Annotated in this window: 15 protein-coding genes; 7 read left to right on the top strand and 8 right to left on the bottom strand. The window is 34.2% G+C overall.

Features of this window, described 5'->3' with window-relative positions; translation table 11 throughout:
- Positions 1 to 52 precede the first annotated feature (52 nt).
- Positions 53 to 1,036: a DNA topoisomerase IB gene (locus HM986_RS00930; RefSeq protein WP_179333208.1), complete on the top strand. Its 984-nt coding sequence runs from the start codon at positions 53 to 55 to the stop codon at positions 1,034 to 1,036.
- Between the two features lie 4 nt (positions 1,037 to 1,040).
- Here HM986_RS00930 and HM986_RS00925 read toward each other — a convergent pair whose 3' ends face one another.
- The 6 genes from HM986_RS00925 to HM986_RS00900 form a co-directional block, all read right to left on the bottom strand.
- On the bottom strand, positions 1,041 to 1,997 hold the full coding sequence (locus HM986_RS00925; protein WP_179333207.1) for an aldo/keto reductase: 957 nt from the start codon (positions 1,995 to 1,997) through the stop codon (positions 1,041 to 1,043).
- A 12-nt stretch (positions 1,998 to 2,009) separates the two neighbouring features.
- Positions 2,010 to 2,531 carry a peptide-methionine (S)-S-oxide reductase gene (locus tag HM986_RS00920; RefSeq protein WP_179333206.1) on the bottom strand — a complete coding sequence of 174 codons (522 nt, stop codon included), beginning with the start codon at positions 2,529 to 2,531 and terminating at the stop codon, positions 2,010 to 2,012.
- Entirely contained in the window at positions 2,510 to 2,764 is a 255-nt protein-coding gene (locus HM986_RS00915; protein WP_179333205.1) for a glutaredoxin family protein, read from the bottom strand. Before HM986_RS00915 ends, HM986_RS00920 begins: the two co-directional genes overlap by 22 nt.
- Positions 2,765 to 2,836: 72 nt before the next feature.
- Positions 2,837 to 3,382 (bottom strand): peptide-methionine (S)-S-oxide reductase MsrA, encoded by a 546-nt coding sequence (gene msrA / locus HM986_RS00910; protein WP_179333204.1) that lies wholly within the window; start codon positions 3,380 to 3,382, stop codon positions 2,837 to 2,839.
- Entirely contained in the window at positions 3,382 to 3,834 is a 453-nt protein-coding gene (msrB, locus tag HM986_RS00905; protein WP_179333203.1) for a peptide-methionine (R)-S-oxide reductase MsrB, read from the bottom strand. The genes msrA and msrB overlap by 1 nt, the downstream gene beginning before the upstream one ends.
- Positions 3,835 to 3,911: 77 nt before the next feature.
- Complete coding sequence (locus tag HM986_RS00900) at positions 3,912 to 4,151, bottom strand: DUF7218 family protein (protein ID WP_179333202.1); 240 nt, start codon at positions 4,149 to 4,151, stop codon at positions 3,912 to 3,914.
- Between the two features lie 309 nt (positions 4,152 to 4,460).
- Between HM986_RS00900 and HM986_RS00895 the strand changes: the two genes are divergently transcribed.
- Entirely contained in the window at positions 4,461 to 4,889 is a 429-nt protein-coding gene (locus HM986_RS00895; RefSeq protein ID WP_179334362.1) for an FKBP-type peptidyl-prolyl cis-trans isomerase, read from the top strand.
- Between the two features lie 138 nt (positions 4,890 to 5,027).
- Here the strand turns inward: HM986_RS00895 and HM986_RS00890 are convergent, their stop codons facing one another.
- Both HM986_RS00890 and HM986_RS00885 read right to left on the bottom strand, forming a co-directional pair.
- Entirely contained in the window at positions 5,028 to 6,527 is a 1,500-nt protein-coding gene (locus HM986_RS00890) for a sulfatase family protein (RefSeq protein WP_179333201.1), read from the bottom strand.
- Positions 6,528 to 6,555: 28 nt separating this feature from the next.
- The gene (locus HM986_RS00885; protein ID WP_179333200.1) at positions 6,556 to 7,317 is read right to left on the bottom strand and encodes a DeoR/GlpR family DNA-binding transcription regulator; all 762 of its coding nucleotides are present in this window, start codon (positions 7,315 to 7,317) and stop codon (positions 6,556 to 6,558) included.
- Between the two features lie 194 nt (positions 7,318 to 7,511).
- Between HM986_RS00885 and HM986_RS00880 the strand changes: the two genes are divergently transcribed.
- From HM986_RS00880 to HM986_RS00860, 5 genes are all read left to right on the top strand, one after another.
- Positions 7,512 to 9,077 (top strand): glycerol-3-phosphate dehydrogenase/oxidase, encoded by a 1,566-nt coding sequence (locus tag HM986_RS00880; protein WP_179333199.1) that lies wholly within the window; start codon positions 7,512 to 7,514, stop codon positions 9,075 to 9,077.
- Between the two features lie 54 nt (positions 9,078 to 9,131).
- Positions 9,132 to 10,628, top strand: a complete 1,497-nt coding sequence (gene glpK, locus HM986_RS00875) for a glycerol kinase GlpK (RefSeq protein WP_179333198.1) — start codon at positions 9,132 to 9,134, stop codon at positions 10,626 to 10,628.
- 22 nt (positions 10,629 to 10,650) lie between these two features.
- The gene (locus HM986_RS00870) at positions 10,651 to 11,379 is read left to right on the top strand and encodes an MIP/aquaporin family protein (RefSeq protein ID WP_179333197.1); all 729 of its coding nucleotides are present in this window, start codon (positions 10,651 to 10,653) and stop codon (positions 11,377 to 11,379) included.
- Between the two features lie 91 nt (positions 11,380 to 11,470).
- Entirely contained in the window at positions 11,471 to 14,242 is a 2,772-nt protein-coding gene (locus tag HM986_RS00865; RefSeq protein ID WP_179333196.1) for a helix-turn-helix and ligand-binding sensor domain-containing protein, read from the top strand.
- Positions 14,243 to 14,543: 301 nt separating this feature from the next.
- On the top strand, positions 14,544 to 17,618 hold the full coding sequence (locus HM986_RS00860; protein ID WP_179333195.1) for a SusC/RagA family TonB-linked outer membrane protein: 3,075 nt from the start codon (positions 14,544 to 14,546) through the stop codon (positions 17,616 to 17,618).
- The last annotated feature ends 11 nt before the right edge of the window (positions 17,619 to 17,629 follow it).

Genomic DNA, 17,629 nt, shown 5'->3' with positions numbered 1-17,629 from the left:
TGCATTTGGTGTTAAAGAATTTACTTTATAGTTCATTAACAATAATGTCATCATGTACCAAAGAAAAAAGCATGGCAGAGGCTTTCGATATGTCGATAGTGCTGATAAAACGATAAAAGATAAAGATCTAAAAGAATGGTTTAAATCACTGGTTATTCCACCGGCTTGGACAGAGGTGGAAATTAATCCTAAAAAGTCAGCTAAGATTTTAGTGACTGGTAGAGACGATAAAAATAGAAAGCAATATATCTACAACCCTAAATATAGAGAAAAACAAGATCAAGAAAAGTTTAACCGTATCCTTAAATTTGCGGGTAAGTTAGAACGTATGCGACGCGTTACAGGTCAGCATCTACGCAAGCGTAAATTAGTTAAAGAAAAAGTGCTTGCCTGTATGGTTCGACTTTTGGAAGCGGCTTATTTTCGTCCTGGTAGTGACCGTTATTCTAAGGAAAATCACAGTTATGGATTAACTACCATAAGAAGTAAACATTTGCAAATTGAAAATGATGAACTCATATTTCAATATATAGGTAAATCTGGGAAAGAGCAAGAACGACATATTATTGATGCAAAATTAGCAAAAATAGTAAAAGAAATCGATGAGTTACCTGGTTATGAAATATTCAAATTCATTGATGAAGATGGCGTAAAACAAGACGTGAAGAGCGACCATCTTAATGAGTATATCAGAGAGGTTATGGGAGAGGAATTTTCGGCAAAGGATTTTAGAACTTGGGCTGGTACTGTAATTGCTGCTATGGCTTTAGATGAGATTGGTTATTCTAAAGAACAAGACCAAAAAGCACTTGATAGTAATATTCGTGAAGCAGTTATTAGGGTAAGCGAAAGGTTAGGGAATACGCCGTCGGTTGCACGCAGTTCTTACATTGATCCACGTGTTATTGATGAATATATTGATGGGAAAACCATTAATTATTTTCAAAAGGAAATTATACGACTTTTGAAAGTGAATGAAACTTTATCACGAGAGGAAATAGGAGTTTTATGTATGTTGAGAAAGAAATTAAAATAAGTGGTTAATTCCAACTAAGATTACTTCGTTCTTGCCAATAGTTCTCAGGATTTACAGCAAGTGATTTTAGCTGTTCAATATCGTTCGCATTTAATTTAAAATTTAAAGCTTTCAAATTTTGTTGAAGCTGATTACTGCTCGACGCACCACTTAAGATAACGCTTGGCTCTAAGCTATCCATAATAAAACGAATGGCTATGGCATCTGTACCAACGTGGTATTTCTTCGAAAGTTCTTCAAGAAGCTGATAAGAGGATTTATAAGCAGAAAATTTATCGTTCTTGAAAATTCTCCCATTTGCTAAAGCCTCTTTAATAATAATAGTTTTACCTTCTGCTAATAATTCTTTTAAAACCGAATACGTCGATTGCTCAAATATATTGAAGGTCACTTGATAGCTATCAAATAAATCCTTACCATCAAATTTAATTTTTCGAGCTTTATTAATGATTTTTATTTGTTCGGTTCCGCTTGAGGAAATTCCGATCTTTAATTGATGCGCTTCTTTTAATTCGTGCAGCCTAGAGAGTACAGCGTCATTTTTTAAAACACCACTATCTAATGTCGCTGAATGAATTTGATAAATTTTTAAATTAGGTAATAAAGCTTTTGAAACGTCCCATTGTTCGTTCAATTTGTCTATAGAATGCTCTTTAATTTCATGTTTTCCTGTAAACCCAATTTCCCAATTAGCTACATATGTGTAACCAAATTTTGTAGAGAGGTTAACATTTTTATGATTTCTAGAATCATTCCAATCTTGTAAAAACTGTTCTCCTAAACCATAAGATGGAGCCACATCAAAATCACGAATGCCAAGTGCGTAGCTTTCATCTAAAACTTTTAAAGCATTTGTTTTAAAGGCTTCAACAGATTTATTTAGTTCGGCTTCTGGTCTAATATTTATATAATCTGGTCTGCCTAAGGCGGCTAAGCCTAATCCAATTTTTGTACTGCTCATCGGTGACTGCTTTTATGTGATTTTTAAAGTTTTGGGAATAAAGTCTGAATTTATATGATTAGAAAAATCACTTAATAATAGCCTCAATTTAGGATTTATAAAGCGTTCGCAAAAGGGTTTATTAGGATTTTTTTGATAGTAATTTTGAATGGCTTCACGTGAAGCTTTAAATTTAGAAAACGGATATACTTTAGTGATTAATTGATGTTCAAATTTGGGTTGAAAGTTCTTTAGTAAAGTTTCTGCTTCTAAGTTCTGTTCGTCTGAAAACGAATAAATAGCAGAGCGATATTTTTCTCGCATGGAATGCGCAGAGGTGCTTTTATGTGTATGTAAATGAATTTCAATTAAAGTTTGAAGACTTATAATGTCTGCGTTATAATGTATAATTACGGCTTCAGAAAAGGAGCTGTTTTCATTAGTAGAAGCAACAAAACCTTGTTCTACTTTAGTCACACCATTCAACGATTGAAATACCGCTTCTGTACACCAATGACAACCTCCTCCAAATGCTATTTTAGTTTTTCTATCCATTTAATTAATTCAGAATCCGATGGGTTGCGTAATCTTTTGTTGCCTAATGTAATGGTTGGGAAGTTGAGTTTTTTATTAGTGTATAGATTTCTTAATTCTTCCGCAAAATTTTCATGTTTTATAACATCTAAAAACGAATAATCCAAACCGCTTTGGGTTAAAAAGTTCTTATAGTGTTGTGTTTTATGGCATTGGGCTGAGCCGTAGAGTTTAATTTTTAAAATTGAAGACATTACAAATTCGCTTTCTTACTTTGTAAAGCTAAAAAGCAACGCTCAAACGAAAGTTGCTCTTAGCATTTATTTTTAGTTTTGTTTCAATTTATCTGAATGCAATTTTCTAAGTTTTGCTAATTTCGGATCAATAACAAAACTACAATACCCATAATCAGGATTGTTTTCATAAAAATCTTGGTGCTCTTTCTCAGCTTCGTAAAATGTAGGAGCTTTAGATAATTCGGTAACTATAGGATCGTTGTAATATGGTATCATTTCCTTAAGCACTACTTCTGCAATTTCTTTCTGTTTTTCATTATGATAATAAATTACAGAACGGTATTGTGTACCACGATCTGCACCTTGTCTATTTAATGTGGTAGGATCGTGAGTGGTCATGAAAATGACTAAAATATCCTGATAACTAATTATATTAGCATCAAAGGTTACCTGTACAACTTCAGCATGACCAGTTAAACCAGAACATATTTCTCTATATGTAGGTCGTCCTGGAACTGTACCTCCGGAATAGCCTGAAAGAACTTGTTCTACACCTTCTACTTCCTGAAAAACCGCTTCTGTACACCAAAAGCAGCCACCACCAACTGTGGCAATTTGTAAATTATTTGTATTCATTAAGCAATTTCTGTATCTAAAATCATAGATTCTGAATTCACGCAATAGCGCAATCCGCTAGGTTCTGGGCCGTCTGGGAACACATGTCCTAAGTGGCCATCGCAGGTGTTACACATTACTTCTACACGCACCATACCGTAAGTTGTGTCTTTTTCGTACTTAATGGCATTTTCTTTGATGGGCTGTGTAAAACTTGGCCAACCTGTACCAGAGCTAAATTTTATAGTAGAATCAAACAATGGCGCATTACAGCAAACACAATTGTATTTGCCCGAGTCATAAGCTGTGCAAAGCTCACCACTGTGGGCGCGTTCTGTTCCTTTTTGTCTTGTAATTCTGAATTGATCAGGTGTTAATTGAGCTCTCCATTCGGCTTCAGATTTTTCAAGACGACGATCTGGAGTTGGATTTCCATTTACTGAAAAATTAATGATGTCTTTCCAAGTTAACATAAATGTGTTTTTAGATAAAAATAGTCGTAAACTTATGGAAATACTTACATAGTTTTCCTTTTTTGCGCTTCAGGATTTTAATTTGTTCTTAAAGATTGAATCAGCTCATCCTTTTTCATTTTGGACCTTCCTTCAATACCAACATTCTTAGCTTGTTTGTATAATTCATCTTTAGTCCAGTCTTCGTAAGGTTTTGCCTCGCCTCCTTTTTTACCAGCATTTGGTGTGTTCGCAATTCTTGCTGATTTTTCTTTACTGTAACCTTTATCTCGTAAGGCTTCATATTGTTCTTCATTTTTAATTCTTGAACGTTCCATAGCTTTTTATTTAAAATTTAAACTATAAGTTCTGAATTAAATGTAGTATGTTTTAATCCGATTGAAATAAAATTTAACTGTGTTAAAACAGTAATTATTTAGGTTTGTGATGTGAAGGTACAAGAAAAGCTCTTAGTTTTATTCCTAAATTGGATTAATTCAATTCTAAAACTTCGATTGTTTTAGATACTTAAAAGAAGTTTGAAGACGTTAAGTTTTTCTTAAATGGGCAGAAAACTTTCCTATGATTCTTTATTCTCTATAAGAAACAATAATTTTGCAGCTTATTATAATGAAAACAAGAAATTTATGAGTCAAGTAAAAGAAAATGATACTGTAAAAGTACATTATACAGGAAAATTAAAAAACGGACAAGTCTTTGATAGTTCTTTAGAGCGCGAGCCTTTAGAGTTTACATTAGGTCAAGGGATGTTGATTCCTGGTTTTGAAAGTGCGGTTATTGATATGAAAGTGAACGATAAAAAAACAGTGGATATTCCTGTAACCGAAGCTTATGGTGAGGTAAGACAAGAATTGTTTCATAAAGTTGAAAAAGCACAACTTCCTGAAGAAGTGAAGCCAGAAGTAGGTTTAGGTCTTGTATCAAAAGATGCAGAAGGAAATGAGCATCCATTTAGAATCGCAGAGGTTAATGATGATCATATTATTGTTGATGGAAACCATCCATTAGCAGGACAAGAGTTAGTATTTGATTTAGAATTAGTAGAGATCAAATAAGTGTCAGTATGTGTGCTGTCGAAGACGTGAAGATTACCTTCAGTCATAACTCTAACGCATTAGCATTATAGAATATAAAAAAACCTGTGAAGTTAAACTTTACAGGTTTTTTATTTAAGATAAAGGTAAAAAGACGATTTACTTCATGATATGTGTGTCGCACCAGGCGTCGTATGCGGTTTGAAGTTTTATTACGATCTCAGGGTGTTGAGCAGAAATATCATGGCGTTCCCCCGGATCAGCTTCAATATCAAATAATTTTAGGGTTAAATCATCTCTAATTGGAGCGATATATTGTTCAGATGGTTCACTCTTCCAATGATTTTCCTTAGCATTTGTTATTTTCCATTTTCCTTGTCGTGCGGCCCAAGTTTTTTGCCATTTCCAAACTAATAAACGCTCTTCTTTTGGTTCTAGTAGGCTAATACCATCCAAATCTTTGTCGGTGGTTGTAATGCCGGCAGCTTTTGTTAAAGTGGGTAGAATATCTAATGCAGAGACATAACGTTTTTCTATTTTGCCAGCCTTAACATGTCCTGGCCAACTTACAGCCATTGGTACTCTGATGCCACCTTCCCAAAGTGAATATTTCCCACCTGTTAGTGGCGCATTATTAGCACCTGTAAGTGGTGACCCTCCATTGTCTGAAACAAATACGATTAAGGTGTTTTTGTCTAGTCCGGTTTTGTTTAATGCATCTAAAACACGTCCAATATTATCATCTAAACAATTTAAATTGGCTAAGTAGTATTTTCGTAAGTCTTCTGTGTTTATGGCGCCGACTCTAGAGTATTTATCGTAGTATGCTGAGTAACTTCCTGGTTTATGATTTCCAAATTCTTCTAAGTTGTCTGGATCGTAATTAGGAATTTCTTTAGCATCAAACTTATCTAAATATTTTTTTGGGACTTCGTGAATTAAATGATGAACAGCACTGTAAGATAGTGTTAGAAAGAAAGGTTTATCGTGTTTACGATTTAAGTAGTCAATGGATTCGTCTGTTAAAATATCAGTAAGATAACCTTCGTCGTAACTTTTCTCACCCATATTGTGCATTAAAGGCCCTAATAGAGCACTTGTGCCATAAGGATCTGGTGTGCGATCCTTTATACTTTGAGAGTTAGCCCAATAATCATGTGCATGTGCTGAAAATCCTAAAAACTCATCATAACCATGCTGCAACGGGTATTCTCTAACATCATTTTTGTGAAAATTACGGCCTAAATCATTTTTGCCTATACGAGCGGTATGGTAGCCGGCTTCTTTTAAGTATTCAGGAATTGTTTTTACGTCGTCTGGTAATCCTGGTCCCCAACTTGCGGGCTTATCCCAACGAAACTGGTTTTTTCCTGTGATAATCCCTGCTCTAGAAGGGCTGCAAACTGGAGCTGTAACGTAAGCTTGAGCGTAAACTGTGCCTGATTTTCCTAATCGTGCGATATTTGCACTAGAAACAGAGGTGTCAAAATTATCAAAAGGAGCAAAGTCAGCATAGCCTTGGTCATCGATAACAATTAGAAGAATGTTTGGTTTTTCATTCTGCAGTGAGGCGGCCGTTATAGAAGTTTCGTTTTTCTTCTTTTCTGAATTACATGAAAATAATAAAGCAAAAACTAGTAATGCTGCGACGTGTTTCATTTTAAAAGCTGTTTAGGTTAATTCAAGTTTATAAGCCATCTACAATCGTGACTTTGATTTCTTTTTCTTCTAGTTTCTTTCTTTTTATATCAGAAATACCGCTGTCGGTTATAATTTCATCCACACGTGAAAGGTCACATATGCGAGCAAAACTCTTTTTTCCGAATTTTGAAGAATCCGCTAAAACAATCACTTTTTGAGCGGCATTTAGCATTTTCTTGTTTAATTCTGCTTCTTCTAGGTTTGTAGTGGAAAGGCCGTATTCTAAATCAATGCCATCAACACCTAAAAACAATTTACTACAAGACACATTTTGTAAAATATATTCCGCATAATTTCCAATAACAGAAGCAGAACTATGTCTTATATAGCCACCAAGTTGAAGGATTTCAATATTCTTGTCATGTATAAGGTGTAGCACCACATGAAGCGATGACGTAATAACGGTCAGCTTATTTTTTGGTTGAATGTATTTAGAAAAAGCCTGAACGGTTGTTCCTGAAGCTATTAAAATAGAGTCGTTTTCAACTATACGGCTTGCGGCCATTTGTGCAATACCATTTTTTTCCTCTACTGAGATTTTCTCTTTATCTAAAACCGTACGTTCATTAATGTATGGGTTTTCGAGAGAAGCGCCTCCATGAGTTCTGTGGAGTAGACCTTTTTGTTCCAAAAGTTTTAAATCTTTTCTAATGGTTACTGCAGAGACATTTAAAATCTCACATAAGTCTAAAACTTCAAGATGTTTTTCCTTTTCCAATCTTTTGAGTATGTCTTGATGTCTCTTCATTTAATGAATTTTGGTGCGATGCCTTTTTTTCGATGTTTTTAGGACTTATAAACAAACAAATATAATGAAACGAAACAAAATGAAGTTGATGTTTTTCATTAATCTTCATTATATACAAAATATAAGTTTCGTTTTGTTTCATTTAAGATTAATTTATTTATATTTGAAGCTAATTGTAATTCAAATACACTATTTTGTTCAAAAGAGAAACGTTATTAGGTCAATTAAAAACGATCGAAAATTGGGATGTTATCATTATCGGAGGAGGAGCAACAGGGCTGGGGATCGCTTTAGATTGCACGACTCGTGGTTATAAAACACTGCTTTTAGAGCAGGTCGATTTTGCTAAAGGAACATCGAGTAGAAGTACAAAATTAGTGCATGGTGGTGTTAGGTATCTTGCGCAAGGCAACATCGATTTGGTTCGCGAAGCACTATATGAGAGAGGTTTAATGTTGCAAAATGCATCACATTTAGTAAGTAACCAATCGTTTATAATTCCAAATTATAGATGGTGGGATAATTTTTTCTACACTGTAGGGCTGAAAGTCTATGATTTTTTATCCGGAAAATTAAGTTTTGGAAAGTCAATTAGAATAAAGAAGAGTGAAACCATTTCTAGGTTGTCTACTTTAAAAACAGATAAGTTAAAAGGTGGTGTCGTTTATCATGATGGTCAATTTGATGATTCTAGGTTAGCCGTAAACATTGCACAGAGTTGTATTGAAGAAGGTGCTACGGTTTTAAATCATTTTAAGGTAAAAAATCTTCAAAAAGACGACCACGGAATAGTTAATGGTGTTGTGGCTACAGATACCGAAACTCATGCCGAATATACTTTAAGTGCTAAAACGGTTATTAACGCTACTGGGGTTTTTTCTGATGAAGTTTTGCAAATGGATAATAAATCGGCAGAGAATAGTATTCGCCCAAGTCAAGGTATTCACTTGGTATTTGATAAGTCATTCTTACCAGGAAATGATGCAATAATGATTCCGAAAACCGATGATGGTCGTGTGTTGTTTTTAGTGCCATGGCATAATAGGGTTGTGGTTGGTACAACAGATACATTGTTGGATAGTCATAGTTTAGAGCCAAAACCTTTAGATAAAGAGATTGATTTTGTCTTAGAAACCGCAAATAGGTATCTCAACAAAAAGGCGAGCAAAGCCGATGTGTTAAGTATTTATGCCGGACTAAGACCTTTGGCGGCACCAAAAGATAAATCAGAAAAAACTAAAGAAATTTCTAGAAGTCATAAAATAATAGTTTCAGATTCAGAACTTATTACTATCACAGGTGGTAAATGGACTACCTACCGAAGAATGGCTCAGGACACCGTGGATAAGGTCATAGAATTAAAAAAGTTACCAAGTGCAAAATGCAAAACGCAAAACATAAAGATTCATGGATCTAATGGTACGGTAGATCGGGATAATCATCTTTATATTTATGGGACAGATCAAAAAGGTATTGCTCAGCTTGTTACAGAAAATCCTGAACTAGAAGAGCGTTTGCACCCGAGATTAGAGTTTACGAAAGCTGAGATAATTTGGGCTATACGACATGAAATGGCTAGGACGATAGAAGATGTGTTAGCTAGACGTGTTCGAATATTATTTTTAGACGCAAAAGCAGCTATAGAAATTGCTCCACTTGTGGGCGAATTATTACGCGTAGAATTAAATGAAACCGATGATTGGAGAGTTAATCAAATTTCAGATTTCGTACAAATTGCAGATCAATACATTATAAAATAATATTAATTTATTCCGAACTCTACTTCGGTAAACTGATAAATAAACTAATAAATTATGAGTAAATATATTCTGTCCTTAGATCAGGGTACAACCAGTTCTAGGGCAATTGTTTTTGATAAAAAAGGTCGTATTGTTTCAATAGCTCAAAAAGAGTTTACTCAATATTTTCCTAAGCCAGGTTGGGTAGAGCATAATCCGATTGAAATTTGGTCTTCACAAACTGGTGTTGCCGCAGAAGCCATTGCTGAAAATGGACTAGATGTAGAACACATAGCGGCGATTGGAATTACAAATCAGCGTGAAACCGTTGTGGTTTGGGATAAAAATACAGGGAAGCCTGTGTACAATGCTATTGTATGGCAAGATAAAAGAACTTCAGATTACTGCGATCAACTAAAAAGAGAAGGTAAAGCAGAGCTTATAAAAAATAAAACAGGCCTCGTAATAGATTCTTATTTCTCCGGAACTAAAGTAAAATGGATTTTAGATAATGTTGAAGGAGCAAGAGCTAAAGCTGAAGCAGGTGATTTAATTTTAGGAACCATTGATTGTTGGTTGGTTTGGAATTTTACAAAAGGTAAGCAACACGTCACCGATGTTACTAACGCTTCTAGAACATTAATGTTTAACATCAACACCATGGAATGGGATGATGAATTGTTAGAGTTATTGACCATTCCTAAAAGCATGCTTCCAGAAGTAAAAGCATCTAGTGAAGTTTATGGACATACCACATCTACATTTTACGATACTAAAATTCCTATAGCAGGAATTGCGGGTGATCAACAAGCTGCATTATTTGGACAAATGTGTACCAAGCCAGGAATGGTTAAAAACACCTATGGAACCGGTTGTTTTATGTTAATGAATATCGGTGAAAAGCCCATTGTTTCAAAAAACAACTTGTTAACTACTGTTGCTTGGAAAATTAATGGAAAAACAACTTATGCCTTAGAAGGTAGTGTTTTTATTGCAGGAGCTGTTGTACAATGGCTTCGCGATAGTTTAAAAATTATAAGAAATTCTTCAGATGTCGAAAGCTTAGCATCCTCTGTAGAAAGTTCGGACGGAGTTTATTTTGTACCAGCTTTCGCTGGTTTGGGTGCTCCGCATTGGAATCAGCATGCAAAAGGTACTATATTTGGTTTAACAAGAGGAAGTACAGATGCACATATTGCTAGAGCAGCTTTGGAGTCTATTGCTTTTCAAACTATGGATATTTTAAAAGCCATGGAAGCGGATTCCGAATTGTCAATTAAAGAATTGCGTGTAGATGGGGGAGCGACGATTAACAACATGTTAATGCAATTTCAATCAGACGTTTTAAATACAGTAACAGTTAGGCCAAAAGTAGTTGAAACGACAGCAATGGGAGCTGCGTTTTTAGCAGGATTAGCGGTAGGTTACTGGGAAAATCCAGAAGAAATTCAAGATATTTGGCAAACAGACAAGACGTTTAGTCCAAAAGAGGATAGAACAGAAATTGAAACTAATATTAAAGGTTGGTATAGAGCTATTGATGCTTTAGAATATTGGACTAAAAACAGTTAATCATTATTTATAATATTAAAATATGACACCATTTATAGCAGAAATCATTGGTACGGCAATTTTAATTTTACTCGGTGGGGGCGTTGTGGCCAATGTGGTACTCAATAAAACTATTGGTAACAATAGTGGTTGGATTGTAATTACTACCGGTTGGGCTTTGGCCGTTTATGTTGCCGTAGTCATTGCGGGGCCATATAGCGGAGCACATATTAATCCGGCGGTTACAGTTGCTTTGGCGATCGCAGGGAATTTTCCTTGGTCTGATGTCCCGTTGTATGTGGTAGCTCAAATGATTGGAGCTATGATCGGGTCTACTGCAGTTTGGTTAACCTATAAGAACCATTTTGATGAAACTGAAGATGCTAATTCTAAAAAAGCAGTTTTCTGTACAGCACCAGCGATTAGAAATACGTTTTCAAATTTTTTTAGTGAAATGATCGGCACTTTTGTCTTACTGTTAACCATATTTTATTTTACTGATGCAAGTATTTTGGATTCAGAAACAGTCATCGGTTTAGGGTCTTTGGGTGCTTTGCCTGTGGCATTTTTGGTTTGGTCTATTGGTCTGTCTTTAGGTGGTACCACAGGCTATGCTATTAATCCGGCAAGAGATTTAGGGCCGCGTATTATGCATGCAATTTTGCCTATTAAAAATAAAGCAACCAGTGATTGGTCTTATGCTTGGATTCCTGTATTAGGACCGTTAACAGGTGGAGCGTTAGCAGCTTTTTTAATGCTTGCGTTATCATAATCTAATATTTAAAGGTTATAATCTTAAATGTCAGTTCATAACGAGCTGGCATTTTGTTTGTTCATTATCTAAAACTATCTTTACAAAACAGATGAGACACTCCATATTTATATTATTTCTGCATGTATTCTTGATGATTCCTGCTCAAGAATTACCGCCTATTGAAAAATTTACAGCCTCAGATTACGGTGGTGATAATCAAAATTGGATGATTTCTCAGGGTGCGAATAATTATATATACGTCGCAAATAATAAAGGATTGTTAGAATTTAATGGTTCTAGTTGGGAGGCATATCCGTCTCCAAATAATACGATATTAAGAGCTGTAAATGTTATTGACGATAGAATTTATTCAGGCTGTTATGAAGATTTTGGGTATTGGGTAAAAGATGATAAAGGGTTACTGAACTATACCTCATTAATCCCGAAACTTAAAGAAGGTGGTATTAATGATGACCAGATTTGGAATATTTTAGACCTTGGTGAATGGGTGCTATTTCAATCGGGGCATGTTTTATATTTTTTTAACAAGGAAACAGAGGTTTTTAAAATTATTACGTCTCAACAGATTATTTATAAGGTATTTAATATTAATAATAACATTTATTATCATGTAGCAAATGAAGGGATTTATCTTATTAAGGATGGACAACCTAAATTAATAATAAGTGATGCTGTTGTTATAGAAGATAGGGTTATTAATATGTTTTTTGTCGATGACCTTCTGACGATTCTTACTCGGAATTCAGGTTTTTTTCAATGGAATAAAAATCAATTAGAACCATGGATGATTTCTGCAAATGAGCGTTTGAAACGATTAAATATTTTTAATAGTATTAAGCTTCAAGACAATAGTTTTGTTATTGGGACAATTTCAAATGGAATCGTAAAAATTAGTAATACTGGCGAATTTGAATATGTTATAAATCAGAAATTAGGATTAAGTAATAATACGGTTTTAACGTTGTTTGAAGATGTAAACCGTAATGTTTGGGCAGGGTTAGATAATGGTATCAATTGTGTAAATATTACGTCACCAATACAAACATTTATCGATTATGAAGGTGTTTTGGGAACTGTCTATGCTACAATTATTTACAAAGATTTACTCTATGTCGGTACAAATCAAGGTCTGTTTTACAGGCCGCTAAAATCCATTGATGAAACTTTTAGCTTTGTAAAAGGTACAGCTGGACAAGTGTGGAGCTTATATAATCATAACAATGAAAGTCTTATTTGTGGTCATCATTTAGGGACTTTTAGTATTAATGGGAATCAGGTTACAAAAATTAGTTCAGATTTAGGGGCTTGGAACTTTAAAAAAATTCCCAATCACAATAACCTGTTGCTTCAAGGAAATTATGATGGTTTATACGTTTTGGAGCATAAAAACAATGTTTGGAGGGTAAGAAACAAAATTGAAAATTTTAAAAACTCATCGCGTTTTTTCGAAATAAATAAAGCCAATCAAATCATGGTCAACCATGAGTATAAGGGAGTTTTTGTCTTAAACATGAGTTCTGATTTTACTAAGACTTTGGATATCGTTGATGTTTCAGAATTAACTATCGGAAATAGTTCTAGTTTAGAGAGCTACCAAGGGGATATATTGTATACGTCAAAAAATGGGATATTTAATTATGATGAAACGGAACATAAATTTGTTAAAAATAGTGCGTTAACTGATCTGATTGCGCCCAAAACTTTCACTTCAGGCAAAATGGTGGTTGATCAAACAGGTAAATTATGGCTATTCTTCAAAAATAACATTAGCTATATTACTAATGATAATCTTACCAATAAGCCACAAATTACGGATATCGCCATTCTTTCAAGTTATAGAAAAGGGGTCTTAGGTTTTGAAAATATACAACATATAGAGGGTGAAAAATATATTTTAGGAACTGTAAATGGTTATCTAACGCTCGATTTATCAAATATTGAAGCCCATACTCCCCATTCAATTCATTTTAATACTATAATGAAAAAGAATATTGATGGGAGTTCAAACTATTTGTCTCTAACAGAAAGTGGTTCATTTGAACATGAAACAGGTATTGTCTCATTTGGGTTTTCGGTTCCGGAATATAATAAGTTCTTAGATGTAAGATATAGTTATAAAATTGAAGGACTTTCAGACAAATGGAGTGACTGGTCGCATGCGTCGAGTGTGCAATTTGAGAATTTATCATTTGGTGATTACACGTTAGCGGTTAAAGGGAGAGTAGGGAATCAGCTTACGGAGAATACAATTGTATACCATTTTGAAGTGAATAGACCTTGGTATATTTCCAATTTAGCACTATTGACGTATGTTTTAATTTTAGTAGGTATTGCATTTTTAGTGAATAAGGTCTATAAGTTCTATTACGAGCGAATACTTAAGCACGAACATATAAAAAGTGAACGAGCACTCATTCAAATAAAGAATGAAAAATTAAATCAGGATATCGAAGGGAAAAATAGAGAGTTGGTGATTTCTACAATGAGTATCATTAAGAAAAATGAGCTGCTCAATAAAATAAAGAAGGAATTAAAACGAAATAGAAACAATAAAGATATCGAAAGTGCTATTGATTTAATTGATACCAATTTAAATAATAATAAGGATTGGAAATTCTTCAAAGAAGCGTTTAACAATGCCGATAAAGATTTTATGGATAAAATTAAGGCAGCACATCCAGATTTAACACCCAATGATTTAAAGTTTTGTGCGTACTTAAGGTTGAATTTATCCTCTAAAGAAATGGCTCCACTGCTTAATATATCCATTAAAAGCGTGGAGACTAAACGTTACAGATTAAGGAAAAGGTTACATTTAAATCACGATGACAGTTTAGTTAACTATATCTTAAAATTCTAACACCTCGACAATCACATTTTTTACCACGACTTTACCTCGACAAGCTTGTTTTTGGACTATTTTTTTGGTTTTTTTTAAGAAATTTCCAAATCGCGATGACACTAATGTTTATAACACTTAGCATGATTTTTAAAAGCTTAGTTTATAATGAATTTTGCGATGTTCGTTTTTTATCGAGGTGTAGATTGTCAAATTAGCAATTATTTGAGATTAAATTTACAAAACCTTAACATTGCATGTCATTTCTACAGATTCTGAAATGATAGTTTTGGACTTTAATTTTTAACTAAATAAATCATTCATGAAATTAAAATTTCAAAAATCGAGAATTGAAATATTCTTCTGTCTCTTTTTATTGTGCAGTTCGTTTTCGCTTATAGCGCAAACCACAATAAAAGGAAAAGTGCTTTCTACTTCAGATAATATGCCTTTACCAGGCGCATCTGTAATAGAAAAAGGAACTTCTAATGGAACGCAAACAGATTTTGATGGTGTGTTTACTTTAGATGTTTCAAATGAATCTGCTATCATAGTAGTATCTTATGTTGGGTTTAAGTCCAAAGAGGTGGTCTATAGTTCTGGAGAAATCACAGTGACGCTAGAAGAGGATAGCGCTTTAGAAGAGGTTATTGTTGTAGGGTATGGTACGCAAAAGAAAAGTGATATCGTAAATGCTGTGTCAACTACAGACCTAGAGAAAGCAACCTTATCACCAACATCAGACGTTAATGAAATGTTGAGAGGTAGAATTGCAGGCTTACAAGTTAATGTCGGCGGAGGTACATTACGGCCAGGTGGTACATCTGATATTATTTTTAGAGGACAAGGTTCTATAGAAGGTAATGTAAGTGCGATTTATGTTGTAGATGGTATTATTAGAGATGGAGGTATTGAGGATATTGACTCAGATGATATCAAATCTATTGAGTTTTTAAAAGATGCTTCTGCTCAGGCTATTTATGGCTCTAGAGGTGCGAATGGTGTTGTTTTAATAACGACTAAGCGCGGTTCTACAGGAAAAGTGAGTGTGAGCTATCACGGTTTTCTAACCACAAAAAGAATTGAGCGTAATTTTGATGTGTACAGCGGACAAGAATTAGCGCAATTAAGAAGAGAGGCCTGGAGATCAACAAGAGCAGATGATAGCTATCCTGATGATGTTGTCGATAATGTATTTACAGAAGTTGAATATGATAATCTTACAAACAATCGTTTCGTAAATTGGGAAGATGAATTAATGAGAAATGGTTTCGTTAATAGTCAGGCAATAAGCGTTAGTGGTGGTACGGAAATGACTAAGATATTTGGTAGTATTAATTACTTCAAAGAAGATGGTCTTATACCTTCATCTAGTTATACAAGAAAAACGTTACGTTTAAATGTAGATCAAAAAATATCGGATAAATTCTCTATAAATTTCGATATAAACCTTTTAAATGATGATACTGATAGAGCTGCAAATGTTAACGTAATTACCACATCTCCATTAGGTAGTGCTTATAACGCCGACGGAAGTATTACACGTTTTCCAAGTGGTGAAGAGTTGTCGGCTGTTAACCCACTGTGGAATTTAAGAGAACAAAATCACGAAGAAAAAGGTAATGATTATGTTGTTAATGTAACACCAATATGGCAGATTACTAATGATTTACAATACCAGTTAAAGGCTAATTTAACAAGAAGAACTTCAGAAAGAGGGCAATACCAATCTTCTTTAAGTTCTGCGGGTGATGATGTTAGAGGTATTGCTAGAATTGACAATCAATTACGTGAGTCGTATTTAATAGAGAATATTTTAACTTATGACAAAACCATAAATGCTAATAATAGTCTTAATGTAACCTTAGTGCAATCGACGCAAGAAAATGCATTCACAAGAACCTTTACCGAAGGTCAGGGTTTTGCTAATGAAGATTTAGGTTATAATGGTATTTCAAGTGCCATAGGTAATGTTACTGTAGAGCGCGATGGTGATCAATTTAGATATTTAGGGTATTTAGCCAGAGCACGATATTCATTATTAAATAAATATACTTTTGAAGGTACTGTGAGAGCTGATGGTGCCTCTTTAAATGGTGAAGGTAATAAATGGAGTTATAACCCAGCGGGTTCTTTTGCTTGGAAAATTCATAATGAAAACTTTTTAGAAGATGTAAGTTCTATACAAGAATTAAAATTTAGAGCAAGTTATGGTTCTTTAGTTAATGATTTAGGTCGCGCTTATACATCACTATTTACAGCAGATTTCCAACCTTATATATTTGACGAGGAAACTGGATCAGGATTCTCACCATCGACTATTTTACCTAATCCAGATTTGAAGTTCGAAAGAATCACCACTTTAAACCTTGGTTTAGATTTTTCAATATTCAATAGAACATTAGTAGGTAGTATTAACTGGTACGATGCAAGAACTACAGATTTATTATTAAGAAGAGGTGTGCCCCCAGTTACAGGATACACGTCAACATTCTTTAATGCAGGCGAAATGCAAAATACAGGTGTTGAACTTAGTTTAACAGCAAACATTTTTAATACTGAAGATTTTAAATGGTCAGTTTCTACAAATTGGTCTAATAATAAAAACGAAATATTAGATCTATATAATGATGGAGACGGTAATCCAATTACTGAAGATAATTCATTTAATTACTACGTTGGTCAGCCGGTTGGTGTTATTTATCAGTATGCGTTTGATGGGATATGGCAAGAGGGTGAAGATTTTGAAAATGCGCCTCAAGCTAATTCAGAATCGGCAAATCCTCAAACGGATTTAAGACCTGGTGACATCAAAATTAAAGATGTTAACGGAGTAGATGAGGACGGTAATATTATCGCTGGACCTGATGGTAAAATTACACAAGAAGACCGTGTGTTTATCGATCCTAATCCAGACTGGTTTGGATCATTGTCTACAACAGTATATTATAAAGGTTTTGATTTACTTGTAGATTTCTACGCTGTAGAAGGAGCTACAAAAGTGAATCCATTTTTAAATGAGTACAACAATGGTGGTACATTAAGAGGTGATTTAAATGGTGTTAAAGTAGATTATTACACGCCAGAAAATCCTTCAAATTCATTTCCACGTCCTAATAAAGATGCTGCTGATCAGTATTTAAATGCATTAGCGGTTAAGGATGCGTCTTACCTTAGATTAAGAACGGTGAGCTTAGGATATACTTTAGCAGAGGAGTTTACATCTAAATTAAATTTCGAACAGATTAAATTTTATGTGACTGCAACAAATTTATTTACAAACACAGATTATATAGGTTACAGTCCAGAGGTGAACATTAGATCTACCTTTTCAAATGCTGATACGGGTTATCCTGATGCAAAGTCATTCACGTTTGGAGTAAGAGTTAAATTTTAATTATAAAAAGA

This window comes from Winogradskyella costae, from assembly GCF_013403865.1.
Taxonomy (GTDB): domain Bacteria; phylum Bacteroidota; class Bacteroidia; order Flavobacteriales; family Flavobacteriaceae; genus Winogradskyella; species Winogradskyella costae.
The sequence above is the reverse complement of the archived record's forward strand: the minus strand, read 5'-3'. Positions and strand labels throughout refer to the sequence as shown.